The sequence below is a fragment of the Sulfurimonas sp. HSL3-7 genome (assembly GCF_039645985.1).
Taxonomy (GTDB): Bacteria; Campylobacterota; Campylobacteria; order Campylobacterales; family Sulfurimonadaceae; genus Sulfonitrofixus; species Sulfonitrofixus jiaomeiensis.
This window is the reverse complement of record NZ_CP147919.1, coordinates 2,815,412-2,838,686: the sequence shown is the minus strand read 5'-3', so window position 1 is coordinate 2,838,686 and position 23,275 is coordinate 2,815,412. Positions and strand designations below refer to the sequence as shown.

The following is a 23,275-nucleotide window of genomic DNA, read 5'->3' as shown; positions in this document are numbered from 1 at the left end:
CTCAGTCTCCGTCGGCTTCGATGATCTCCGCCGTCAGGTCGAGGGCGTTGATCAGCGAGACATAATAGGCGTCGTGGAGGCTGTCGAGTTTGTCGTAAAGGCGTGCAGCATGGGCTCCTGCAATATCATCCTCGTAGGCGTTTTCAAAAGCGTCACAGGCGGCCAGTGCCTCGGCGATGACCGTATTGACTAGGGTCGCTTCGTTCTCTGCACCGGCAGCGGCGCTGATGTCGTAGAGTCCGTTGGCAATCACCTGCTGATGGGCTTCGAGGATCGCCCTGACGGCATCGAGAGAGTGTCTGGAACGGTGGTACTCCGCGCGGGCGGGATCCAGATCGTCCTCGTATTTGAGTGTAAATCCGGAGGGTTCGCCGATACGCCACTCCTTGAGCTTGTAGCTGCTGTCGATCAGAACGTTGAGCAGGCTCTCTGTCGAGGTGATAATGTCCGTTTCAAAGGCTTTGGATTCTTGATAATAGTCGTTGATGACAGAGAGGTGGCCCTGGAGGGAGTGAACGATCAGGGCCGCCGCCTGCGCATAACGCGGATTCGACGCCATCAGGGTTACCATCTGGGCCGAACTGTTCTGCTCATCGCCGTAGAGCAGATACTCCAGGGCATTGAGCGTCTTGTGGGAGCTGGTGTAGAGCGCAGCGGCGACATCGCCGCTGCCGTTGACGACACTGTCCATTTGTGCAGGGATATCGCTGTTCTTGCCGATATTGAACTGGTCGATGAAGCGGGGCATGTCGATCAGGGCCTCTTCGAAATCCTGGGCAACATAGGTGGCTTCCACCCTTTTCCATGCCGTCATCAAGGTGACAAAGGAGGCTGTTGCCCCGGCATAGCTCTCTTCGTTGACTTCTGTTTCCAGCGCATGCATCGCGTCAAGGGCTTCCTGCGCGGCTTCCGAGGCTGCTTGGGAATTGGCCCGCAGCACCCGGTTGTTGAGTGAGACGAGGGAGGCCGAACCGGCGGCTGTGGTCTTGATCAGCCCGGTCTCTCCGTCGTACGCGTTGTCGCCGCATCCGCTCATCAGCAGCACGGCCGAGAGTGTCAAGGCGGTTAAAAGTGCTCTCATCACAGTACTCCTATGTAGGCAAGCAGAAGGGCCCGCTCTTCTTTGGTAAGGTGTTTAAAGGCCTCTCTGGACGGTGCAGCTTCACCGCCATGCCAGAGGATCGCCTCTTCGATGCTCCTCGCCCGCCCGTCATGCAAGTAGTTGGCTTCGCCGCCGACCGTTTTGTAGAGACCGGCACCCCAAAGCGGCGGGGTCCTGAACTCATTAGGCCCGGCTCTGAAGTTGCGGTGCCCGTCGGAGAGGGCTTCGCCCATATCGTGTAGCAGGAAGTCGGAGTAGGGGCTGATATGAAGGCCGTCTGCCGTCGTATAGCTTTCGACATGGCAGCCTGTGCAGCCGATGCGTCTGAACAGCTCTCCGGCCTCCTCTTTGTTCTCCATCTCACGCTGTTTGGGGATGCGCAGAGAGGAGATGTAGAATGCGACCGCATCCAGACGGCCCTGAGGGACATCAAAAGGATCCCTTCCCGAGGCGGCCTCGTTGCACTCTTTTTGGCTTTCGGTACAGTTCTCTTTCGGAAAGAGCGGGGTGGTCAGCCCCATATCATTGCTCATCGCATTGGCTGTCTGATATCGGACAGAAGGGGCCGAGGCTTTCCACGTGAAACGGCCGAGCTCCATCTTTTTTGTCTCGGGAGAGTAGACCCAGTTCGCTTTGCCCGAAATGCCGTCGTTGTCACTGTCGTTGATATCTTCATGTTTGAGGATGTCGTCGGCATCGATGCGTTCGATCGCCCCCAGGCCGATCAGTGCCAGTGCGATATGCGGTGCGATGTTGGCCTGCGGGTGCAGCGGCCCGTAGTTGAGACTGTCGATACGGTAGGCGGGTGCACGCAGCGAAAAGGTCTCTCCGTCGCCGTAACGCCCCTCCACCGTTTTGTAGGTGACCTCAGGTTTTCCTTCGAAGGGGACACTGAAAATGCCGTTGACGCTCAGCTGTCCGCCGTAGTGAGGCTCAGGCAAAAAACCTTCGTTTTGCATCTCCAAGCCATTATTAATATTTTCGGCATGCTTAAGCGAGAGCCGCATTACCAGAGAACGGTTTATCTCTCCCCGCTCGTTTACAGCGGTGCCTGCCCCGTTGGCGGGGTGGCAGTTTTTGCAGGTGTTGGCAGAGAAGAGGGGGCCGAGGCCGTCGCGCGCGGTCGTCGCCGAAGGGGCTTCGACCCAGGGAATGCGGAAAAAGCTTTTGCCCAAAACGAAAAGATCCGTCTGGGTACCGTCCATGCCGCCTATGGCATGGCTGAAGGCTTTTTTCCCGCTCTCTTGGGTGTAGTGGTTTTCAGCTAGAGTGTCTCTCTCCGGCTGCTCTGTGGCGGTGTCGGAGCAGCCGGCGGCCAGGAGGGCCGCAAGTGCCATCGGAAGAATCGTTTTCATCGCTTAGATTTCGGTCTCTTCTGCATCGGTGACATCGTCTTCCGACAATGAGATATCGAAGGCCTCCGCCACGTTGACCATCTCGTCACCCAGCTTGCGCATCTTGTTTTTTGTGTCGATGATATTTTGCTTGTAGGCCGATCCGTCTTTGATCTGGTAGTCAAAGTGTTCGGACGTTCTGGCGGCACTGTCGATGGCGGCTACTTTTTCTGAAATGTCCGAGATCAGAGTGTCAACGGCACTTTTGCCGGTTGTATCCAAGAGGGAGTACATGCTGGTTCCTTTGGAAACGCCTCTGTACTCGCCTTTCAGGATGTTGACAAAACCCTGATAGTTCAAGACGATGTCACGGTGGGTGTTGTCGGAGAAGCAGGAGTGCTCATCCTCTTCGCTCGGGGTCAAGACGGCGACGGCAATGCGTTCGTTGGCAACTTCCGACTTGATGAAGACACCCAGCCCCGAGATAACCGTCTTGAGGGCGGTGTCTGGTGCGATATTCTCGAAATTTCCCGCTAGGGTGGCGTTGAGATCGAGCTCGCCGAGGAATGCGGCGCGGTAGCATCCTGTCGCCGGCAGTACCGTACAGTCGGCCGGCTTGCTGTGGTCCCATGCCGCGGCAACTGTTGAGAGGTCCTCCACGATCAGATCGGCGGCAGCCTGCAGGTATTCCAGCCGGCGGTCGCTGTTGGCATTTGTGCCGTCAAAGTCCTCCAGAGGGCGTTCACCCGCTCTGAGGGCGCCGTTTGTAATGGTGTCGTTGAGGAAGTTCTCATAGTCCTGGTCCTGTCCCCAGAGAAGGAACTCGACGGCATGGTAGCCCGTAGCGACGTTGGCATCGCCGCCGTTCTCGTTGAGCTCCGCGAGAGCCGACGTGGTGATCGTTGTCACGTCAACGGCGCTGCCGCCGTTGGGTGTGAAGAGATCGGCGGTGTCGATGATGTTGCCGCTTGTCGGCTCGGAAGAGCTATTTGTCTGCGTATAATCGATCATATTCTCATCCAGGGGCCAGGCGTTAATCTGCCCCTCCGGCGCTCCGTAGATCGTCGCAAAACCCTCTTCGGCATCGATAGGGCCTTCGCTGAGGCGGAAAGCCTCTGTCGTACCGTAGGACTCGCGTGCAGTCAGCCAGGCCGCTTTGGCAGCGGCCAGGGTAGTTTCATCGGGCGCTGCGGCAAAGGCAGTGATTGCTATCTGCATAGCCTGGGCATCTGAGAGGGCATCGTTGTAGTTTGTTTCGGCAATATCGGCATAGGTGGTCAGAACAGTCTTTTTCTGTGCAGTTGAGATAGAGGTCTCGCTCTTATCGCTGCTGTCGCTGCCGCAGCCGCTCAATACCAATACGGCTGCCAGAGACAGCATGCTTCCGATCTTTGTGTGAACTTTCATTGTATTATTCCTTAATGATAATTAATATCGTAATCATATAGAAATAGACTTAGCCTCTACTTGTTTCAATAATCATTATTAATATTATTTTAATGTTTTGGAGAGAAAGCTGTGAGAGTAGATGATTATGGGTTCCAATAGCCCCTTTATCTGCTGTGAAGTGCTTTTGAAGCGATATGCGTAATATTGGGGGTTGCGGTCTTCAGAGAAAGATCAGCAAGGAGAAGGGGTGCCCTGTCGGGAGGGGCCCCTTTCAGGGATTAGAAGTAGTAGCCCAGACGAAAGGCAGCGTAATGATCGCTCGCCGAATCGCTTAATCCATAGGCATAACTGAAGGTCGTAAACCAGTGTTTGTCAATAGAGTAGAAGAGATAGGCGGAGGCACTTTCAATCGTCTCGACATTTTGATAGATGCTGTCGCTGCGGTTATAGGCGACACTGGTATAGAGTTTCTCTGTCGGATAAAAACCGATACCTGCATTAAAAGCCTGGGTGTTCTGATAACGGATTTCGACAGTGTCGCTGTTACTGTCAAGATAGCTGAAATCATCATCGTTGATCAAGGTGTAATTGTAGCCGCCAAAGAGGTTGAAATTATGAAAAAGGTAGCTCAGGCTTGCAGAGACTATATAGTCAAGATTATTGTTATCGTAACCTGTATCATAGGTTGGCAGGAGAAGACCGCCGCCAAGTTGCAGGTTTAAAGAGCTTACCGGATAGAGTTGATAATAGGCGCCAATAAACGAGTCGTTCTGCCCGCTGTTACTGTCGCTTTGGCTTTGCGAATTAAAGTAAGATGTCGAGGCCTGGAGAGAGAAATTTTTATAGTAGTAATCAGCCTGCAGCGTTGTCGTAACGGTATCTGTATCGTTCGGATCCAGCGCACTCAAGGTGTTCTCATTAAACTGCGAGAGGCTTACACCTGCGATAATATCAAAATGGTGGTCACCTTCGAGGTTTTTGGTGGTACAGCCGTAGATATCTACGAGTTCTGTCAAGGGGGTGTTGGGACAGCGGTCAATCGCATCATCGACCCCGTCCATATCAAAGTCGCTGTATGCAAACACCGACAGGGGTAATAGCGACAAAGTAAACAGTAGTCTTTTCATCTATTCTCCTAATGGTACCCTTTAAAGGGTACCGCTTATCTAAAAATCAGTGCCCCATACTTTTGGGTGTCGGGTTGGTCTCCAAGCTCCCTTTTTGTCTGATCTGCTGTTGATTCATTTGTTGCATTTGCTGCATCTGTTGAGTCTGTTGCATCTCATTAAGACGGCTGCGCTCCTGAGTCATCGTGCGTGTCTGTATCTGTTCACCGTCAGCATCGCCTGTTGCTGTACGGGTCTGTGTTTGTGTCTGCGTACGAAGCTGCGTGATCGCTGCTTCGCGTTCCGCTTCATTCATGGTAGCCAAACGGACTTTAAACTGGTTCATCAGTCGGACACGCTCCTGTGCCGGGGCGTTCTTGATAGCAGTGATCTGCTCATCTACCGTCATCTCTGTCGTAACATCCGCTGCCATTGCTAGGGTCAAGGTTCCGAACAGCATCAGTGTTGCTGCGCTTAATGTAATTGCTTTCATGTGTTTTCCTTTTTTTTTGATAGTTGAATTATCGCACACGACTGTTAGTGAAGTGTGAGCGAGCTGTTAGCCGACTGTAAGCGACGAGAGATCCAGACTGAAGATGGTCCCCTGCCCAATTTCACTCTCCACCCTGGTTTTAATACCCAATTCGTCGGAGAGCTTTTTAACGATATGCAGGCCGATACCGATACCGCGTTCCTGCTCTTTATAGAAGCGTTCAAAGATGCGTTTTGGGTTTTTTATCCCCTTCCCTGTATCGACAATACGGAGGGTTGAACGGTTTCGTTCGAATATTATATCAACAGAACCGTGCGGCTTGTTGTACTTGGCGGCATTGGTCAGGAGATTGTCGATGATACGGGTAAAGGCCTTTCTGTTGGTCATGATATTGACTTTTTCTATGGTCAGTCCGAAGTGAATATCGGGATAGCTTTTTTCCAGCATCGAGACTCTCTCGCTGATGAGTAGTTTGAGGTCAATAAGCTCTTTCTGGCCGGTATGATCATGCAGATAGGAACGCAGGTGCTGCTGAAGGTCCAGGACATTCTGTACACTCTGTTCAATACGCGTTATCTTGTCGTTCTCGCCGATCTCGCGCTTGAGCATAGCGCTGTTAAGGCGCAGGGCGGCGAGCGGGGTGTTGAAATCGTGCAGTATGTCTTTAATGAACTCCCGGGTAAGCAAGAGGGCGTTTCGAAGCGGGTAGATGGCGTAGAGTGAAAAGATGACGGAGAGGATCAAGACGACCGTGATGACCGCAGCAAACTCCAGGAGCGCTTCATCCTGCAGCGCCTGACGTGCATTGTTATACGCTTCGGCAGAGAGGTGCAACTCCATAAGATAATCGTTTGCACCTGGAATAGGAAAGTAGCTGTAAAGGCCGCTGTCGTCTTTGTAAAGGGTGTAGAGGGTCTGATTCTTCAAAGGAACAAAGTCGATCGCATAACGTTCGCATTTCAGGTTGAAACTGCAGAGGCGCATCTCTGAGAAAAGGGTGTCGTCAAGTGTCTTGAGCTCTTTGGTATAGCTGATGTAAAAGAGTGTTGTGATCAGGATGCTCAAAGAGGCGAAAAAAAGGAGAAACCCCTTTAGAAAGGACTCCAGCTCAACGCGGCTCAAGAATGTATCCTACACCGCGAAGGTTTTTTATGTCGAGCCCGGTGGTCTGTTTGAGCTTGGTCAGGGCAACACGGAGTGCCGTCGGCGAAGGTTTTTCAAGGCTCTCCATCAGAATATCTTTGTCGATGACCTGACCGATATTATGGATGAAGAGCTCAAAAAGCTTCTCCTGTACCTCGCCGAGCGCAAGCACCCGCCCCTCTTTACGAAGCAGCTTTTTCCGGGGGTCGAATTCAAGGTCGCCGTATCGGATAGCGGAAGGTGCTTTTGGTGCCAGTTTGGCATTGACCCGCAGGAGAAGCTCTTCGGGAAAGAAGGGCTTTTTGATGTAATCATCGGCCCCGACTTCAAAGCCCTTGGTGATGGAGTCAAGGTCGACCAGTGCACTGATAAAGATAGCCGGCGTCTTGTCTTCCGCCCCCCGCAGGCCCTCTAAAAGCTCAAGCCCGTTGATCTCGGGGACATTGATATCAAAGATATAGAGGTCAAACGGCGTATCATACGAGGCATCAGCCGCTGCCCCGCCGTCGGGGACCAGTGTGACTTCATACCCCTCGCTGCTCAGGAGCTCTTGCAGTGTCTCTGCTAATAGTGTGTCGTCTTCCAATAAAAGTATTTTTTTAGCCATGGTTTATTGTAGTACAGAAGTGTTAGCAGAGTGCTAAAAGTATCAATTTGGGCGGCAGTTTTTAACGTTGGGCTTAGATGAGACAGAGTACATTTATGGATCTGATTAGTATAAGGAGTGATAATATGGAACCTCAATTCACACGGTTGTACCGCATTTGGCACTGGACGATGGCACTTTCGGTCATAGGGCTGCTTTTTACCGTCTTGTTACGCAAGACCTTTTTGAGCTGGCATACCAATGCTGCCCTGATCCAGAGCAAGCTGGCCGAGACCGGTACCGAGATAACGGCTGAGACGGCGAAGATGATCGCCAAGGCGATCCGCGCACCGATGTGGGAGTGGCACTATATCTTCGGTCTTTTCCTGGGTATCTCAATAGTGATACGCATCTATATGATACTGGCTAAACAGGCGAAGTTCCCGCTCTTTGAACTGCTTCGGGCACCGAAAGAGGAGAAACTGAAACGTGGCGTCCATCTCTTCCTCTGCTTCGTGATCATGGTGATGGCACTGACCGGTGCGACGCTCTACTTCTATGAACCGCTCGGTTTTACAAAAGAGGGGATCGGATGGGTCAAAGAACTCCATGAGATCAGTATGTACGGCGTTCTAGGGCTGGTCGTCCTGCACCTCGGCGGCGTCTTCCGCCACGAGATCACGACCAAAGAGGGGATCGTCTCCAAGATGATCCACGGAGACGACTAGATTATTTGAAATCGATACCTTCGTAACGGTCGTAGATCCACTCCGCTACGGCCTGACGCTCCTCTTCGCTCAGCTGGGTCTGCGCCGGCATAATGCCGAAGCGGTCTATGGCCCCCGGATTGCACATACTGTAGTCCAGAGAGGGCTTTTTGACATACTCCTTGATGAAAGAGAGCACCGTGAAACGGTGTACATCTTCATCATCATCCCCAATTCTGATATTGCTTTTGAGCTGTTTTGAGACCTCGACCATCGGCGGTGCCTTGAGTGTCTTAAATGTCTTGAGGGTCTCGGTTTTCGAGATCATTTCGATATGGCATTGTTTACAGTTCTCCTGATAGACCTTGTAGCCGTCAACGGCAAAGAGCGATGTCGCAAACAGGAGTAGGGCGGCTGTTTTTTTCATAGTAGTATCCTTTTTAGTACCGAAATCATAGTGTGACGTTGTTAAGAGAATGTTAACGCATGACTGTGAAGATTCATGATTATGGTTTGAAAATATTGTTTTTCAATCTTCATATAGGTAAAAAGATTATTTTTTGTAGAAAATTGTGATTTACTTAAAAAATAAAATTAGTCTAATAATAAAAAATTAACATAAAATTAACACTCTCCTATTAAACTTGCCAACTTTGAAAATTACTATAGACAAGGGGAATATATGAACAAGAAGATCTATTTTTCAGCTGTTTGTGCATTGGCGATCAACCTTTCTGCCGCAGATCTTGGGACCATCCAGGTCGAATCGTCAACGATCGACGATAAACTGGATACAAAAACAGAGGTCTCGAGTGTCGCTGTTATCAGTGGTGAAGAGGTTGAAGAGATCAATCCGAAGACCCTTGGTGATATTCTTGTCGGTGTACCGGGTGTGACACTCTCCAACGTAGGCACGGCTGAGGTAAAAATACATATCAGGGGTATCGACAACCAGAATTACATGGGTGAAAAACCGGGTGTGGCGGTTGTTATTGACGGGGTACCGGTCCAGGAGACGGCAGGTCGGATCAATGTTGACCTCGATAATATTGAATCGATCAAGGTGATCAAGGGCGGGGCGTCGTATCTCTACGGAAACGATGCTCTTGCCGGTGCGATCGTCATTACCACGAAAAAACCGAAAGGCAAAAGCGCTTCTAAAATAGAGGGTGAGCTGGGAAGTTTTAATTCAAAGCGGGTGTTGGCGACGACCAACCAGAGCTTGGGGAATTCGGCGCTGCAGCTCCAAGCGAGTTATAGAGACACCGATGGCTACTGGGATGATGCCTATTCGACGATTAAATCGGCTAACGGAAAATATACCTACTACATTGACGAGACCAGCGATGTGACCGTCGGCCTTGATTATACCAATCGAAAAACAGGGGATGGCAACAGCGTAAGTGGCACGATCGAAGCGGAGGAAAACCCGAAAAGCGCGGGAGAGTACTCCTACACCGGCTATTATGACAGTGACCTGATCAAAGCGTTTGCGAGCTACTCAAAAGACTTTGGAGAGGAGTCGAACCTGATGCTGCAGCTGCACAAGTACCGGGATGACAAAAGCTACAAATCGGCACGTCTGAAATATGATGCGAACGAAGTGTGGAATCAGGACGGGGCCAAGGGCGAATACCGAACGGTTTTTGGTCCATTGGCGCTGATGGGCGGTGTTGACCTGCAGCGAAATACGACGGATGAGTTACGTTATTTGGCTGCCGACGGAACGTTGACCAGCGATTATGAGACAAAAGAGGCGATCAATGCCGTCTATACCGAGCTGATCTATCAATTGACCGAAAGTCTGACGACAACGTTCAACTTCAGATACGACTATATCGGGCAAGAATATATTGACAATACAGACAGTACGAACAATGTTAGTCCGACCTATAAAGTCCCTTCATACCGCGCCGGACTAAACTATGCGCTCTCTGGGAACAACGCCTTGTACGCCAACTTCTCGACAGGCTTCAGAACACCGACCGCCTATCAGATGAGTGTGAACAATGTCGCTCTGGCAGCTGATCCTGCTCTTGATATCCCTTCGGAGATCGGCGTCGAGACGACCTACAACTACGAACTGGGGGCACGAGGCAGCGTTTCAACACTGGCCTATAATGCGTCGGTCTATCAGCTTGACAGAAAAGATTATATCGGCAGGATTGCGGGTAACTATATCACTTCCGACGATGAAAATGAGAGCAATTATGACAATGTCGGCGACATGCGAAGCCGGGGTTTCGAACTCTCGATGAACAGTGACAGAAGCAGGATGTTCTCGTTCGATCTGGCATACACCTACCTTGATGCGGTCTTTACCAGATATGTGTTATCCCAGCAGGTTACCGAAGATCCTGACGGTCCATATAGACCACTAACAGCTGAATATACGCGAAAAGACCTTTCCGGAAACCGCGTTCCGAGGACCTCCAAACACATGATAGACTTTACGCTGCATTACAAGCCGACTGAAGCGGCATTGATCTCGGCAGAGGTTTACGCAAAAAGCAGTTACTACGCAGATGAAGTGAATGAACATGAAATGCCCGGATACGCCGTTATGAACCTCAGAGGTGAGTACCGCTTTAACGAGATGTTCGAGATCTTTGGACGGATCGACAACCTGTTGAACAAAAACTATTACCAATTTGTGAACATAAACTCTTCTGCTCTCGCGGAGATGGAGACAGATGCGACGATCCGGGTCGCACCGCCAAGAGCCTATTATGCAGGGCTTAGAATCCGGTTTTAAGTAGTCCAGCATGCAGAGCATGACCTTTTTCTCGCTATTTATTGTCGGGCTCTCTTACGGCAGTACGGCCTGTATGTTTGCCTGCATGCCCTTTCTGACACCTCTTCTGGTGACCAACGCAGAGAGTGTGAAACAGTCTATGCGTGTCATTTTACCCTTTAGCCTCGGCCGCATCTTTACCTACAGTGTGATCGCTGTTTTAGCCTTGGGCGGTGCGGGATTTGTCAAAGCGGTACTCGACGATAACGCACTGTTCCAAGGGATTTTGGGGACAGTGACATTGGTTATGGGCCTTTTTATGTTCTACAGGGTCTTTTACAGCAAGAGAAAAGCCTGCACCTCCAATCCAACTGCACCTAAAAAGCATACAGAGAGCCTGTTCGGGCTGTTCGGGATCGGCGCACTGGTCTCGATAAACCCGTGCGCCCCCGTTTTGACCCTTGTCGCATTGAGTGCGAACAGCGGCTCTGTTTTGAACGCTGTCGGCATGGGGGTATCTTTCGGGGCGGGTGCGGTGCTTGTGCCGTTTCTGTTTTACGGATTTTTTCTTTCCAATGTCGTGCGGGGGCTGTTGACAGAGTTCAAAAGATATACGAAGGGCATTGAGATCACGGCAGCGCTGCTTTTGACGGCTGTCGGTATTTTGATAGTAAACGGTCAGATCAGACTGTAAAAAAAGGTAGACAATGGTAGATTTTATAAAAAGAGACAAAAACGATCTTTTTGACAAACCTCTTTTGGGCTTTCTGTTTAAAAACAGAACCTTCTTAATGACGCTCAGAGTCGTCGTAGCGGCATTCTTCTTCTATGCGCTCTATTTCGGTTTTGCCCATCCGGGCAAAGAGAATATCTTTACGGGAGCACTTTTCTGGGGCATCTTCTGGGCACTTTTTATGGTGGCGACGCTGCCGAGCTTCGGACGGATCTTCTGCGGCATCTGTCCGCACGGTTTTTTTGGAAAATATATCACGAAACTCGGGCTTAAAAAAACGATGCCCAAATGGATGCAGAACCGCTACATCGGTATTCTTCTGCTCGTTATCGGGTGGTGGGGCATCTACTACACCTTCCCTTCGTTCTGGAAATCGCCGCTTGCGACAGCGGCGATGTTCAGCGGGATGACGCTGCTCGCTTTTCTCTTCTACTACCTCTACAAAGAGATGAGCTACTGTAAATATATCTGCCCTATCGGCACCCTGACCAGAGCGTACGACAAGCTCTCTTTTACAAAGCTGGAGACCTATACCGACAGCTGCAGTGAGTGCCGGACCTTTGAGTGCGCCTCGGCATGCCCGTACAACCTCAAGCCTTTCAGTTTTGCGAAGAAGAACCAGGCCGATGACTGTACGCTCTGCATGGAGTGTGCCGGGGCCTGTGAAGCGGTGAAGTTTTCGATCACGAAACCCTCAGAGCAGCTTTTCAGCAAGTTCAAGACCCTGAATGCAGAGGTATGGACCTACATCCTTATACTGGGTTCCATTCCTATCTCGATGAGTTTTGCCCATGGACTTAACCGAACCAACATCGCCGACACGATGATCTGGAACAGGACGGCCGAATACTTTGGGATGAGTGAATACGCGGGCGGATTCGCCTTTGGCTACGCGCTGCTGTTGACCGTCTTTTTCTCCATGCTCGGACTTTTTTTGGCATCAAAGACACTGAAAAAAGAGTATTCGACCACCTTTTCGACACTGGGTTACGGCTATGCACCGCTTTTTATTTTGGGCTCGCTGGGCCATACGCTGGGTAGCTTTTTTACACATGATTACCAGGAGATCGTAACCGGTTTTGCGCAGGCTTTCGGTTTTGTCGCAGAGGTCTCGCCGTTGGCACACCGGGGTGACGGCTGGCTCGGTTATTTCGGCCTGCTCAAATGGATCGGCGTTGTCTGGGCGTTTATCTTGATCTACAAACGCCTGAAACTGATCGAGGCTTCACGGGTAAGAAAGATATTCGGCTATGTTTTTGCCTCGTTACTGATCTTCTTTTTTATCGGTCTGAACGCCTACTCAGGTTATGTCTTCAAGACCTACGGCGCGAAACAGGGCGGACACGGAAGCCACGGTGCCAAAAGCACTATGCACGGCGGGACAAACCGAGCCAAACCTGCCGCGACAGCAGAATGGCCGGCCGTGAAGCTGAAAGATGACGCGCCGATCTACTTCACGCTGAGCGATCCCGCGCAAAAAGCAAAGGCGTATGGCGGCGGTATGGGATCACATGGCGCCGGCGGTAAAGGTGCCGTTCCGACAAAAAAATCATGGCTGGCGTACGGAGACGATCTCAAAGAGAAGAGAACGGTGCCGGCGACGGATATCGAGGTTTTTTACTACGATACGGAGCAAAATCTGAAAGATGCAAAGGTTGACCACCCGCTCAGCGGTGCGGCATACATTTTTGAGGTTCCAAGAAACGGTTATTACACCATTTATGCCAAAAATGAGCTAGTAAGAGACGGAAAGCTCTTCTACAAAGTCGCAAAACTGGAGTATCTTAACGGTCGCCACGGGAGTGAAGAACGTTATACGCAAGAGGTAAAAAGAGCGCTCTATACCGATAGGACGAAAATAGACCTGCTGAGAATCAAAAACGACAGAGAGGAGAGCTTCTTCTACAGACACGCCATGGGCGACGAGCTTGCCTTTCAGGCACTCTTCAAAAACAGCCCTCTTGTCGACGCGGAGATCACCGTATCGACGGGGAGCGGCTGGGTCAAAAAGATCAGAACAGACGAAAAAGGGATCGCCAGGTTCACCATTATCAGAGACTATTTTCCGGAGTGGAACGCGTTTGACAAGCGCCACCAAGGGGAGCTTCTCGTCACATTGACCCATGCGCCCAGAGCAGACGAGACGTATATTCTGACCTATCCGGTCTACTTCTATCCGAACAGCAGCGACTATGAGTCATACGGTTATGCGCTTATGCTGATCACACTGGCGTTTCTTATTTCGGGAACGGTTGTGTACCGATTCCGCAGAAACAGGACAAAACCCTTTAGCGAGCTGAGATATGAAGCGTAAAGTAAAAGATCTGATCAACAACATGAACCTTGCCAAAGTGCGGTTCTGGATACAGCTGGTCTCTTTCATCCTTTTTGTCTACGGCGGCTATTTTGCCGTGGATCTTGGGTCCAAACTGCCTATTTTTGCCTGCCCATACAACGCCCAGAGCGGCGGGGCCTGCTATCTTATGCCTCTGCAGCATCAGCTCGCCATGCCTGCGAAGATCCTGCTCGGCGGCGCAGGGATCGCCGTACTCTTCGGCGTGCTGACCTTTCTCTTCTGGTTTATCTTTTTGAACAAAGCCTGGTGCGGGTATGTCTGTCCGTTTGGAACATTCCAGGACTGGCTGACTGCGCTTAGAAAGAGTCTGGGGATCAGGTATTCGACCTATACACAGCAGCAGTTTGAGAAACTTTCAAAAATCAAATATATCTTTCTGGCGATCGTGCTTATGGTGCCGCTACTGATAGGTGTCGGTGTTCTCGGAGGCGAGTGGTCCTCCGCCTTCTGCCAGATATGCCCTGCCCGTATCATAAGCCCCATGTTCAGTGGGGACTTTTCGCAGTGGGCGATAGACTTCTCGACAAAGACGGCGATGGTCCTGACGGCCATCGGGATGATATTTGCAGGGCTTTTTCTGGCCGGTAGTTTTGTCAAAAAACGCTTTTTCTGCTTCTTCTGTCCGATGAGCGCCCTGCACTTCATCTTCGCCAGGTCCTCGATCGTAAAGCTTAGGAAAGAGGGGAGCAAATGCACCCGTTGCGGCGACTGCTACAGTGTCTGCGATATGCAGATAAAAGATATTGCGGATGATGTGACAAGCACGGATATACTCAGGGATGACTGTATTCTGTGTCTGAAATGTGTGGCGGCATGTCCCGAGGATGATGCGTTGCATTTTGATATTTTGAATCTCAAAGCATTCAGCTCGACGAGGCAGGGGTTTGAAAAGAGAATGGGGATAGAAAAACCGAAGGGAGATAGAGATGAGTAACCGGCTCAACCGCGAGATAGAGACACCCGCCGAGAAACAGAACCGGCACAAGGCTATGGAGGCGATAACGGTCTTGAACACCCTGAAAGAGTCCTTCAAAGAGCCGCCGAAAGCGATGGGCTATTTCTATGATCTCTTTGAAGAGGTCTATTGCCATCAGAAAGCGCTGCACAGCGACAAAGTAAAAGTCGGGACGATGTGTATTCAGATCCCCTCGGAGATCATCTATGCGCTCGACGGCGTGCCGATACGCCTCTGCAACGGTTTCTATACGGACGATGAGATCGGCAGCGATCTTCTGCCTCAGAAATCATGCCCGCTGGTCAAGGCGAGCGTGGGCCATCTGGCATCGAAGAACATCACGGACAGGCCCGATATGATCTACTCGCCGACGACCTGCGACCAAAAGACAAAGGCGGGCAGTACCATCGAGGGGTTCGGCTACGATGTGGTTGACGTCGATTTTCCGAGAACAAAAGAGAGCGAGATCAGCCGGGAGTTTTTCCGGCGAAGTATCAGGGGCTTTTCTGCTGACCTCTCTGCCAAAACGGGCAAGAAACTGAGCAGAAAAAAGCTGAGAGCCTCCATCTCAAAAATAGGCTATGCGCAGTCGCTTTACCATCAACTCAGCGAGCTGAGAAAGAGCAGCGCCGTGCCGATCCTCGGCAATGATATGTTCCTGGTCACAAACGCTTTTTTCTTCGACAGAATAGACAGCTGGATAGAGGCGACCGAAGCGCTTGTCGAGGAACTTGAACAGAGAGCAAAAGAGAAGGTGCATGCCGCCGGAAGGGTGAGCCCAAGGATCGTTTATACCGGTTCGCCCCCGATCTTCCCGAACTACAAGATCCCCCTGATCATTGAGGAGTCGGACGCGATCATCGTTGCGGACGAGACCTGCAGCTCGAACCGGATGTTTAACGACAGGGTCGCTGTCGATGAGTGGTTTGTGAACGATATGATCGATTCGCTGGCGGACAAATACCTGAAAGCCTGCACCTGCCCTGTCTTCACCAAAAACGATGACCGCATACGGCGCATCATCGAACTGGTAAAGTCACACAATGCCGACGGGGTGATCTATCAGGCTTTTGCCGGGTGTACGGTCTACGAGCTTGAACAGCGAAGCGTGCTGGAGGCAATGGAGAAAGAGGGGATCTCCATTCTCTACATCGAGAGTGACTACAGCCCGTCCCAGCACGGGCAGCTCAGTACAAGGGTTGAAGCCTTTGTCGAGTCTCTGAAAATAAAGAACAGGAAGAGAAGATGAACTATTTTGCCGGTATCGATATAGGCTCTACGGCCATCAAAATAACCATCATTGATGAAAACAGAGCATTGGTTGGACAGCGGATCAGCGGTAGCGGCAGCATGTTTTACAAATATGCGCACCAGACGCTCGATGACCTGCTCAGGGAGCTGAAGATCGCAAAGGAGGAGATTGTCTACACCGTGGCAACGGGGTATGGCCGGAAACTCTTCAAAGAGGCGGACGAGAACATCAGCGAGATAACGGCGAATGCCATCGGGGCCGTCGCGGCAGCCAGGGAGTTCGGTGAGATTAAGACGATCATCAATATCGGCGGGCAGGACAGCAAGGCGATCTCGCTCGATGATACGGGAAATGTCGTGAACTTTGCGATGAACGACCGGTGTGCGGCCGGGACCGGAAAGTTTCTTGATGCCTGTGCGATGAACCTCGAGATCGGTGTGGAAGAGCTGGGCGAGCGCCATTTTCACGCCATCGGCACCCCGCTTTCGATCAACAGTACCTGCGCCGTTTTCGCAGAGTCCGAGATCATAGGATTGCTGGGGAACAACCACAATGTCGAAGATATCGTCTGCGGTGTGCACTACTCTATTGCGAAGAGAATCGTTAAACTGGTCAAAAGGGTCGGTATCAGAGAGGGGATCTATTTTGACGGGGGGCCTGCCCTGAATGGAGGGCTTGTCAATGCCATAGAGAATGAGCTGGGTAAAAAAATATTTATACCGGAACACCCGCAGATCACGACCTCTTACGGTGCTGCCATTCTGGGAGCGGATTCTTTTGACTATCAAAAGATGAACGGATAGAGAGGAAAGGCACGGCCGAAACGCGACCGGAACATGGGATTAACACAAAATTAACACTCTGTTTATAAAATATAACTAAAAAAACAGGATTAGTATAATGAACATAGAATTATTACAAGATGGCCTCGATTACGGGGTTATCGGGATACTGGGTTTTATGAGCTTCCTCACGATATGGTTCTGGATCGAAAGATTGATGTTTTTCCGTACGGTCGATCTGGAGAAATACAAACTCAAAGAGGCACTGGAGATCGATCTGACCAACAACACAAGCATCATCTCCTCATTCGGCTCCAACGCACCCTACATCGGGCTGCTCGGAACAGTCTTCGGGATCATTATCACCTTCTATGTTATGGGCCAGAGCGGTGACCTGGATGCAAAAAGCATCATGACCTCACTCGCACTTGCATTGAAAGCAACGGGTATGGGGCTGGCTGTCGCCATTCCGGCCATATTCTTTCATACGCACATTGTCAGGAAGATGGAGGTTCTGATAGCCAAATGGGAGATCATCCAAAAGGAAAAAGATGAATATCAAAAAGTTTGAATCGATCAATGTCGTCCCTTTCATCGATATCATGCTTGTCCTGCTTGTCATCGTGCTGACAACGGCCACCTTTGTCGCCAAAGGGGTCATACCTGTTGAGCTTCCGAGTGCTAAAAGCGCCGATAAACAAGAACACAAAAAAAAGATTATGATTACGATCAAAGAGAACGGGGAAATGTTTTTCGACGGTACCCGAACAGAGTTGAAAGAGATCGATGCCCGTATCGCAAAATATGACGCTCAGACACCGATAAACATCAGCTGCGACAAAGAGGCCAGGTTTGATCTTTTTGTCGTTCTGCTTGATACGCTAAAGCAGAAAAAGTTCAATAATATCGGCATCATTACTCGCAGGGAGGGGCAAGGTGCCCGGATCTGATGTTTGACAGAACGTTAAAGTTTTTCCTTGAAAACTACAAAATCAACTATACGCTGTTCTTTCTTCTTTTGGCACTCGGCGCCTATGCGTACACACAGATCCCGAAAGAGATATCGCCGACGATAGAACCCGACTCCATAACCGTACGGGGCTCCTACACAGGTGCTTCTGCCGATCTGCTCAACAAGATCGCCGTACAGGAGATCGAAGACAAGTGCAAAAATATCGACGGCATCGACGCCATCTCCTCGGTGATATCGCCCGGCAAATTTTCAATTACGCTGGAACTGGACAAAAGAGAGGACAAGAGCAGGATAACCGATGACGTCAAAGATGCGATCTCGCTTATCGCCGTGAATCTGCCAAGTGATATGGATGAACCGCTGATCAGAGGGGTCGGTCATGCCCGAGCGATCATGCAGGTCTCCATCCTCTCGCCAAACGTTCCGAGAGGCAGTCTGATCGCGCACGCCAAAAAGCTCAAGAGCAGACTGCTCTCGATCAATGATGTGGCCGATGTGACGATATTCGGTGATTCGGAGCAGTTTTACGAGATATTGATAGACGAGAAAAAGGTCAACGCCTACAACCTGTCGCTCAGCGATGTGTTAAAAACGTTGTCGGAACTCTCCAATATCTTTCCGCTGGGTCAACTAGACAATAAGAAAGAGAAGTACTATATATCGACCTATAACGGCAAAAAGGTTTCGGATGAGCTTGAAGAGACGATTCTAAATATCAACGAACAGCACGTGCTGCTGAAGAATATAGCGCGTGTCCAAAAACGCTATGAGGACTCCTCAACGCTTGCGAGCATGAACGCCGAAAACTCCATAACACTCGCGATTTCCCAGAACCCCAACGGCGATGCGATCAAGATAGCAGACGAGATAAAAACTTTTATCTCCGGTCTAAACAACGAAGCTATCCAATACAATATCCGCGTCGACCAGTCGCCCATCATCAAAGACAGTCTGAACATCATCATCTCAAATATTTTGCTTGGGATCATATTGATCTCCCTGCTGACTGTCATGCTTATCAATGCCCGTATCGCTTTTATCATCGCGCTCGGTATCCCGACATCATTTGTCATGGGAGCGATCTATTTCTATTTTACCGGCTACAGCATCAATGTGAACTCTCTGATAGGGGTCCTGATCGCGATCGGTATCATCGTCGATGATGCGATCGTCGTAAGCGAGAACATCCAGCAATACATAGAAAAGGGGTACCCGCCGAAAGAGGCGGCACTGCTGGGAACAAAAGAGATGGCCAAACCCGTGACGATCGCTTCGGTCACGACCCTCTTCTCATTCATACCACTGCTGATGCTCAGCGGGACCCTGGGTGAGATCATACGGTTGATCCCTATCGCTTTCAGTGCGCTGATTATCGCCTCGCTCCTGGAGTCATTTGTCTTTTTGCCGATTCACGCATCGCACACCTTGAGCAAAGAGTCCAGGACGCTGTCATGGCAAAAGATAAACAAGGTCTATGCAAAGCTCTTGAGAGGGCTGATCAGATACCAGAAAAGTTTTCTGCTGCTGTTCGTCATTATCGTCCCTGTACTGATCTACGCGAGCATCAAAGAGTCGAGGTTTCACATGTTTGAAAAGTTTGACTCGCCGAACATCAATATTACCTTCAAAGCCGACTCCACGGCAACGCTTGAGGATTCATTGGCGGTCGTCCAGACCATCGAAAAAGATATTCTCGATGAAAAAGAGAGGTTTTCTGTCAAGCATGTCAGTTCGACTGCAGGTTACAGAAGAAGTGCAACGGGCGGTGCCGAGATGTACCCTTATGTAGGCTATATCTCCATTGAACTCGAGAAAAAGAGAGCCTCCAATTTTTTTGAGCAATATATCACACCTGTATTGAGCCCCTATGATGACGGCGGAGAAAAAGTAAGAACAGCATCATCGCAAGCGATCTCGGCAGACTTGAGGGGGTGGCTGAAAAAGAGGGATTACAGACAGCGGTTTGATTTAAAAAACCTGATGGTCCTTGAAACAGGGATGAAAAACACGAAAGCCGATATTATGATCGGTGTCGTCAGTGATGATTATACAGAAGCGATGCGTGCCATCAGGGAGATCGAAGAGGTCTTTGGCGGACTTGCCGGTATAAAGCATTACGGGAACACTATCAAGCTGGGGCCAAAAGAGATCAAGCTGAAGATCAACAGTTACGGCGAATCGCTGGGTATTACCGAGGAGTATGTCGGCGCCTACATCTCAAAGCTCTTTCTATCTATGAAAATAGGGACGATATTTGACGATAAAGAGCTGATCGATGTCAAAGTCAAATCGGTCAACTACCGGGATGATCTGGAGAGCTTTAAAAACTTGGAGATTCCACTGAGAAACAATATCTTGGTAAAGCTCAAAGATGTCTGCGATTTTCAGACAATAGAGTCTTTGGAGAGACTGGTCAAAGATGACGGTGAAACGACATTCTATTTCTATGCCAATATTGACCCATCGCAGACAACTGCGGGTGAGGTTCTGGAGCGCGTTGCGCCAACGTTCAGCAGGCTGAAATCTGAAGGTATAAAACTGAAGTTCAAAGGGGAGCGGGAGCAGAAAGAGACGCTTGAGATCGAGATGGTCCTTGCGTCACTCCTTGCTCTGGTCCTGATCTTTATCGCCATCCTCTACCTCTTCAACTCGGTCAGAGAGACCCTGATCGTGATGTCGGTCATTCCTTTTTCGTTGCTGGGCGTCTATGCGGGCCATTTTGTCATGGGGCTACATATATCCCTCCCCTCCCTGATAGGGGCGCTGGGGCTTGCCGGTGTCATTGTCAACGACGGGATCATCATGATGTCGACACTTAAAATGACACAGGCCAAAGAGGATATCTATACATTGGCATCCAAGCGGCTTAGACCGATCATGCTGACATCGATCACGACAATTATAGGCTTGTCGTCACTCATGTTTTTCGCAACGCAGCAGGCGGTAACATTTCAACCTCTTGCCGTAGCGATCGGGTTCGGACTCTTTTGGGGGACGCTGCTGAATCTTTTTTATCTGCCTGTTATCCACAATTTTTTGAGAGGAAGATATGAATAGACACGTCAGCTCTTTTTTGATTACTCTGGTTCTGTACCTCTCCGTTGCCGGTTTGATTATCTATCAGTCGAATGACGATAACTACTGTGACAAGAAAAGCCCGGATGAGCATGTCGGGAGAGTGTGTTTTTCAGTAATCGACGAACAGTTGCCGGTTCAGAAGCATGTGCCAAAAGAGAAGAAGACTGATAAGAGAGCCGAAAAAAAGATCGAGAAGAGAGTCGAAAAAAAGGTCACGAAAAGAGTTGAAAAGAGGATCGAGAAGAAGGTCGAAAAAGCAATACCAAAAAAGGAGCCTCTGCCGGAGCCTGTACCGGAAGCCTTTGAAGAGGAGGCAGCAGAGACGATCCCGGAGCCGACCGCAACGCAGGAGATCGCAAAGGTAGAACCGGAGCAGGCCGAGCACCCCGCAAACACCGAACCGAAGATGGAGAAAGCAGCCGAGACAAGGATCCAAAAAGAGCTCGACAAAGAGCTGCTTCAAGCCAGACAGGACAGGTTTCTCGCCTCTCTGGTAGAAAGAATAAACCGCAACAAATCGTACCCGAAAAGTGCCAGAAGAAGAGGAATAGAGGGCAGTGTTAAGGTGGGGTTTCAGCTCTCTTCCGATGGGAGTGTCGGCAATATCACATTGATTTCAGGAAGAAAAGTATTCAAGAAGTCCGCCTTTGAGGCGATTGCAAAAAGCTTTCCGATAGAGGTCGACAGCGCAATATTTGATTTTCCCAAAGAGTTCAAGGTCACCCTGGCGTATGTGCTTAAATAGGATCAACTGAAGGTCAGTGAGATCGTCGTCCCGTTGGCAGATGAGTCTACGCTTATTTTGATTTTCATCGCATCGCAGAGACGTTTGACGATGTCCAGACCGATGCCGCTGCTGCTCTGCTCGGAGTAGTTGCGCTCAAAGATACGTTCGGGATTTGTGATGCCGGTACCGCTGTCCTGGATGTAGAGCGTTTTACCCTTATTCCAAATATTGATATGGCCATTTTCTCTGTTGTATCGGCAGGCATTGGAGAGAAGATTGTGCAGGATCTGTTTCAGGGCGGTTTCGTTGAGGTTGCTTTTTAAGGCGCTACACGCTGTTTTAAACCGCAGTGCGGGATAGATCGCTTCATAATCGCAGAGAAGCTCGGCTGCGATCGTGCATACATCGATCTCTTCAAGCAGGAACGTGTCCTCTTCAAGCAATACTGTGAGATTCTGATGCAGTTCCGAGATCTCGTAGGCACTTTTACCGATCCGTTTGAGCGCCTTGTTCTCAGGGTATGCGGCATCTTTTTCAAGCAGCTTGAGATTGAGCTTGATGGTGGTAAGCGGGGTGTTGAGGTCGTGAATCAGGTCTTTGGTGAACTTGTCGAGCCTGAAGATCATCTCCTTCATCGGGCGCAGCGCCGAATTGGTCAGTAGCAGACTGATCAGGGCAAAAAGCGAAAGCAGCAAGAGCTGTACAACGATGATCTGCTGCTTCAATGCGCTAATATGTTCCTTGAAACGGCGCGTGTCTTTTTTGATATAGAGATAACTTTCATGCCAGTTATTGGGGATATACTTCTCAAAGTAGTTCTCTTTGATGATCAGGGTGTCCATAGAAAAATGCTTGATCTCTTTTTTGACGATCTCATGGGTGATGTCCGCCGAAACGATCGGTTCGTTCATTTTGAGATGTCTGGCATATTCGATGATGGCGAAGTGTTCGTCTTTGATACGCTGCTGGTACTGTTCTTTGTAGTAGAAGTGTCCGGCAAGCAGGATCAACAGGGCGACACTGCCGAAATAGGCCAGAAAAATCTTCCAGAATGACCGTTTTTCATGCTGATGCAAGACGGTATCCTGTCCCTTTAATGGTCTGAATAGGAAGTCCTGTTTTGCGCAGCTTGTTAATGTGTACGCGCAAGGCGCCTTCGCTGGCCTCTTCACCCTCGGAAAGTTCAAGCAATATGGTCTCTTTGGAGAGGGTCGTATTCATATGCTTGAAGAGCAGAGCGGCCAATCTCCGTTCGGCAGGGGTAAGAGGCATAAAGTTGTTGTCCTTGTAGAGTTCATTGCTATCGATGTGGAAGTGAAAACTGCCGGCAGTGATGGTGTTGTTTTTGATCTTGAGGCGTTTGCGTATAAGCGAATAGATACGCACGGTAAGTTCGTCAAAATCAAAGGGCTTTTTGATGTAGTCATCTGCACCGACTTCAAATCCTTGCGAAAGCGAGGCGATATCGTTCATAGCGGTGATAAAGATGGCCGGGGTTTCGTCACCGCTCTCACGGAGCCCGTGAAGGAGCTCGAAACCGTTGACAAAAGGGACGTTGACATCGAGTAGAAGCAGGTCGTAAGTGTGGCCTAGTGTGGCATCAAGCGCCGCCTCGCCGTCACCGACCCAGCAGATATCAAAGCCCTCGAGCTCCAACAGTTCGACAAGGGTCTCGGCCAGATCCTTGTCATCTTCGACTAGTAGCAATCGTACCATCATATGCCTTTTCAGAGGTATTGAATAGGCCAAAGTGTAGCAAAATCAGGTTTAGGTAGATTGTAGACTTCGGCCGAAGCAATAATGCCGCAAGGGTGTTAACGTATCG

21 protein-coding genes are annotated in these 23,275 nt (G+C 50.0%); 11 read left to right on the top strand and 10 right to left on the bottom strand.

Going from position 1 to position 23,275, the window contains the following annotated elements:
- Position 1: 1 nt before the first annotated feature.
- The 7 genes from WCY20_RS14100 to WCY20_RS14070 form a co-directional block, all read right to left on the bottom strand.
- Positions 2 to 1,081 carry an imelysin family protein gene (locus WCY20_RS14100; RefSeq protein ID WP_345976017.1) on the bottom strand — a complete coding sequence of 360 codons (1,080 nt, stop codon included), beginning with the start codon at positions 1,079 to 1,081 and terminating at the stop codon, positions 2 to 4.
- The gene (locus WCY20_RS14095; protein ID WP_345976016.1) at positions 1,081 to 2,457 is read right to left on the bottom strand and encodes a di-heme oxidoredictase family protein; all 1,377 of its coding nucleotides are present in this window, start codon (positions 2,455 to 2,457) and stop codon (positions 1,081 to 1,083) included. Before WCY20_RS14095 ends, WCY20_RS14100 begins: the two co-directional genes overlap by 1 nt.
- Positions 2,458 to 2,460: 3 nt before the next feature.
- Positions 2,461 to 3,843, bottom strand: coding sequence for an imelysin family protein (locus WCY20_RS14090; RefSeq protein ID WP_345976015.1), 1,383 nt, complete (start codon positions 3,841 to 3,843; stop codon positions 2,461 to 2,463).
- A 260-nt stretch (positions 3,844 to 4,103) separates the two neighbouring features.
- Positions 4,104 to 4,952 (bottom strand): DUF3187 domain-containing protein, encoded by an 849-nt coding sequence (locus WCY20_RS14085; protein WP_345976014.1) that lies wholly within the window; start codon positions 4,950 to 4,952, stop codon positions 4,104 to 4,106.
- Between the two features lie 46 nt (positions 4,953 to 4,998).
- Entirely contained in the window at positions 4,999 to 5,424 is a 426-nt protein-coding gene (locus tag WCY20_RS14080; protein ID WP_345976013.1) for a hypothetical protein, read from the bottom strand.
- Positions 5,425 to 5,490: 66 nt separating this feature from the next.
- Positions 5,491 to 6,546 (bottom strand): HAMP domain-containing sensor histidine kinase, encoded by a 1,056-nt coding sequence (locus WCY20_RS14075; protein ID WP_345976012.1) that lies wholly within the window; start codon positions 6,544 to 6,546, stop codon positions 5,491 to 5,493.
- Positions 6,533 to 7,174 (bottom strand): response regulator transcription factor, encoded by a 642-nt coding sequence (locus tag WCY20_RS14070; protein WP_345976011.1) that lies wholly within the window; start codon positions 7,172 to 7,174, stop codon positions 6,533 to 6,535. The genes WCY20_RS14075 and WCY20_RS14070 overlap by 14 nt, the downstream gene beginning before the upstream one ends.
- 125 nt (positions 7,175 to 7,299) lie before the next feature.
- Here WCY20_RS14070 and WCY20_RS14065 point away from each other — a divergent pair, with 125 nt between their 5' ends.
- Positions 7,300 to 7,881, top strand: coding sequence for a cytochrome b/b6 domain-containing protein (locus tag WCY20_RS14065; protein ID WP_345976010.1), 582 nt, complete (start codon positions 7,300 to 7,302; stop codon positions 7,879 to 7,881).
- Position 7,882: 1 nt separating this feature from the next.
- On the opposite strand, the gene WCY20_RS14060 is transcribed toward WCY20_RS14065, so the two are convergent.
- Positions 7,883 to 8,287: a hypothetical protein gene (locus tag WCY20_RS14060; RefSeq protein WP_345976009.1), complete on the bottom strand. Its 405-nt coding sequence runs from the start codon at positions 8,285 to 8,287 to the stop codon at positions 7,883 to 7,885.
- Between the two features lie 255 nt (positions 8,288 to 8,542).
- Between WCY20_RS14060 and WCY20_RS14055 the strand changes: the two genes are divergently transcribed.
- The 10 genes from WCY20_RS14055 (at position 8,543) to WCY20_RS14010 (ending at position 21,468) form a co-directional block, all read left to right on the top strand.
- Positions 8,543 to 10,615 carry a TonB-dependent receptor gene (locus tag WCY20_RS14055; protein ID WP_345976008.1) on the top strand — a complete coding sequence of 691 codons (2,073 nt, stop codon included), beginning with the start codon at positions 8,543 to 8,545 and terminating at the stop codon, positions 10,613 to 10,615.
- 10 nt (positions 10,616 to 10,625) lie between these two features.
- Positions 10,626 to 11,288, top strand: coding sequence for a sulfite exporter TauE/SafE family protein (locus WCY20_RS14050; protein ID WP_345976007.1), 663 nt, complete (start codon positions 10,626 to 10,628; stop codon positions 11,286 to 11,288).
- Positions 11,289 to 11,301: 13 nt separating this feature from the next.
- Positions 11,302 to 13,641, top strand: coding sequence for a 4Fe-4S binding protein (locus WCY20_RS14045; RefSeq protein WP_345976006.1), 2,340 nt, complete (start codon positions 11,302 to 11,304; stop codon positions 13,639 to 13,641).
- On the top strand, positions 13,631 to 14,617 hold the full coding sequence (locus WCY20_RS14040; RefSeq protein WP_345976005.1) for a 4Fe-4S binding protein: 987 nt from the start codon (positions 13,631 to 13,633) through the stop codon (positions 14,615 to 14,617). The genes WCY20_RS14045 and WCY20_RS14040 overlap by 11 nt, the downstream gene beginning before the upstream one ends.
- On the top strand, positions 14,610 to 15,887 hold the full coding sequence (locus WCY20_RS14035; protein ID WP_345976004.1) for a 2-hydroxyacyl-CoA dehydratase family protein: 1,278 nt from the start codon (positions 14,610 to 14,612) through the stop codon (positions 15,885 to 15,887). The genes WCY20_RS14040 and WCY20_RS14035 overlap by 8 nt, the downstream gene beginning before the upstream one ends.
- Positions 15,884 to 16,693 (top strand): acyl-CoA dehydratase activase, encoded by an 810-nt coding sequence (locus tag WCY20_RS14030; RefSeq protein WP_345976003.1) that lies wholly within the window; start codon positions 15,884 to 15,886, stop codon positions 16,691 to 16,693. The genes WCY20_RS14035 and WCY20_RS14030 overlap by 4 nt, the downstream gene beginning before the upstream one ends.
- A 97-nt stretch (positions 16,694 to 16,790) precedes the next feature.
- On the top strand, positions 16,791 to 17,243 hold the full coding sequence (gene exbB, locus WCY20_RS14025; protein WP_345976002.1) for a TonB-system energizer ExbB: 453 nt from the start codon (positions 16,791 to 16,793) through the stop codon (positions 17,241 to 17,243).
- Complete coding sequence (gene exbD, locus WCY20_RS14020; protein WP_345976001.1) at positions 17,224 to 17,622, top strand: TonB system transport protein ExbD; 399 nt, start codon at positions 17,224 to 17,226, stop codon at positions 17,620 to 17,622. The genes exbB and exbD overlap by 20 nt, the downstream gene beginning before the upstream one ends.
- Positions 17,622 to 20,702, top strand: coding sequence for an efflux RND transporter permease subunit (locus WCY20_RS14015; RefSeq protein WP_345976000.1), 3,081 nt, complete (start codon positions 17,622 to 17,624; stop codon positions 20,700 to 20,702). The genes exbD and WCY20_RS14015 overlap by 1 nt, the downstream gene beginning before the upstream one ends.
- Positions 20,695 to 21,468, top strand: a complete 774-nt coding sequence (locus WCY20_RS14010) for a TonB family protein (RefSeq protein WP_345975999.1) — start codon at positions 20,695 to 20,697, stop codon at positions 21,466 to 21,468. The genes WCY20_RS14015 and WCY20_RS14010 overlap by 8 nt, the downstream gene beginning before the upstream one ends.
- Before the next feature lie 2 nt (positions 21,469 to 21,470).
- On the opposite strand, the gene WCY20_RS14005 is transcribed toward WCY20_RS14010, so the two are convergent.
- Together WCY20_RS14005 and WCY20_RS14000 are read right to left on the bottom strand one after the other, a co-directional pair.
- The gene (locus WCY20_RS14005; RefSeq protein ID WP_345975998.1) at positions 21,471 to 22,526 is read right to left on the bottom strand and encodes a HAMP domain-containing sensor histidine kinase; all 1,056 of its coding nucleotides are present in this window, start codon (positions 22,524 to 22,526) and stop codon (positions 21,471 to 21,473) included.
- Positions 22,513 to 23,169 (bottom strand): response regulator transcription factor, encoded by a 657-nt coding sequence (locus WCY20_RS14000; RefSeq protein WP_345975997.1) that lies wholly within the window; start codon positions 23,167 to 23,169, stop codon positions 22,513 to 22,515. The genes WCY20_RS14005 and WCY20_RS14000 overlap by 14 nt, the downstream gene beginning before the upstream one ends.
- Positions 23,170 to 23,275 lie beyond the last annotated feature (106 nt).

Coding starts and splice junctions, on each gene's coding strand:
- WCY20_RS14040 (WP_345976005.1), top strand. CDS start 13,631: ATGAAGCGTAAAGTAAAAGATCTGATCAACAACATGAACCTTGCCAAA.
- WCY20_RS14085 (WP_345976014.1), bottom strand. CDS start 4,952: ATGAAAAGACTACTGTTTACTTTGTCGCTATTACCCCTGTCGGTGTTT.
- WCY20_RS14080 (WP_345976013.1), bottom strand. CDS start 5,424: ATGAAAGCAATTACATTAAGCGCAGCAACACTGATGCTGTTCGGAACC.
- WCY20_RS14060 (WP_345976009.1), bottom strand. CDS start 8,287: ATGAAAAAAACAGCCGCCCTACTCCTGTTTGCGACATCGCTCTTTGCC.
- WCY20_RS14015 (WP_345976000.1), top strand. CDS start 17,622: ATGTTTGACAGAACGTTAAAGTTTTTCCTTGAAAACTACAAAATCAAC.
- WCY20_RS14010 (WP_345975999.1), top strand. CDS start 20,695: ATGAATAGACACGTCAGCTCTTTTTTGATTACTCTGGTTCTGTACCTC.
- WCY20_RS14070 (WP_345976011.1), bottom strand. CDS start 7,174: ATGGCTAAAAAAATACTTTTATTGGAAGACGACACACTATTAGCAGAG.
- WCY20_RS14055 (WP_345976008.1), top strand. CDS start 8,543: ATGAACAAGAAGATCTATTTTTCAGCTGTTTGTGCATTGGCGATCAAC.
- WCY20_RS14065 (WP_345976010.1), top strand. CDS start 7,300: ATGGAACCTCAATTCACACGGTTGTACCGCATTTGGCACTGGACGATG.
- WCY20_RS14100 (WP_345976017.1), bottom strand. CDS start 1,081: ATGAGAGCACTTTTAACCGCCTTGACACTCTCGGCCGTGCTGCTGATG.
- WCY20_RS14030 (WP_345976003.1), top strand. CDS start 15,884: ATGAACTATTTTGCCGGTATCGATATAGGCTCTACGGCCATCAAAATA.
- WCY20_RS14000 (WP_345975997.1), bottom strand. CDS start 23,169: ATGATGGTACGATTGCTACTAGTCGAAGATGACAAGGATCTGGCCGAG.
- exbB (WP_345976002.1), top strand. CDS start 16,791: ATGAACATAGAATTATTACAAGATGGCCTCGATTACGGGGTTATCGGG.
- WCY20_RS14045 (WP_345976006.1), top strand. CDS start 11,302: ATGGTAGATTTTATAAAAAGAGACAAAAACGATCTTTTTGACAAACCT.
- exbD (WP_345976001.1), top strand. CDS start 17,224: ATGAATATCAAAAAGTTTGAATCGATCAATGTCGTCCCTTTCATCGAT.
- WCY20_RS14095 (WP_345976016.1), bottom strand. CDS start 2,457: ATGAAAACGATTCTTCCGATGGCACTTGCGGCCCTCCTGGCCGCCGGC.
- WCY20_RS14035 (WP_345976004.1), top strand. CDS start 14,610: ATGAGTAACCGGCTCAACCGCGAGATAGAGACACCCGCCGAGAAACAG.
- WCY20_RS14090 (WP_345976015.1), bottom strand. CDS start 3,843: ATGAAAGTTCACACAAAGATCGGAAGCATGCTGTCTCTGGCAGCCGTA.
- WCY20_RS14050 (WP_345976007.1), top strand. CDS start 10,626: ATGCAGAGCATGACCTTTTTCTCGCTATTTATTGTCGGGCTCTCTTAC.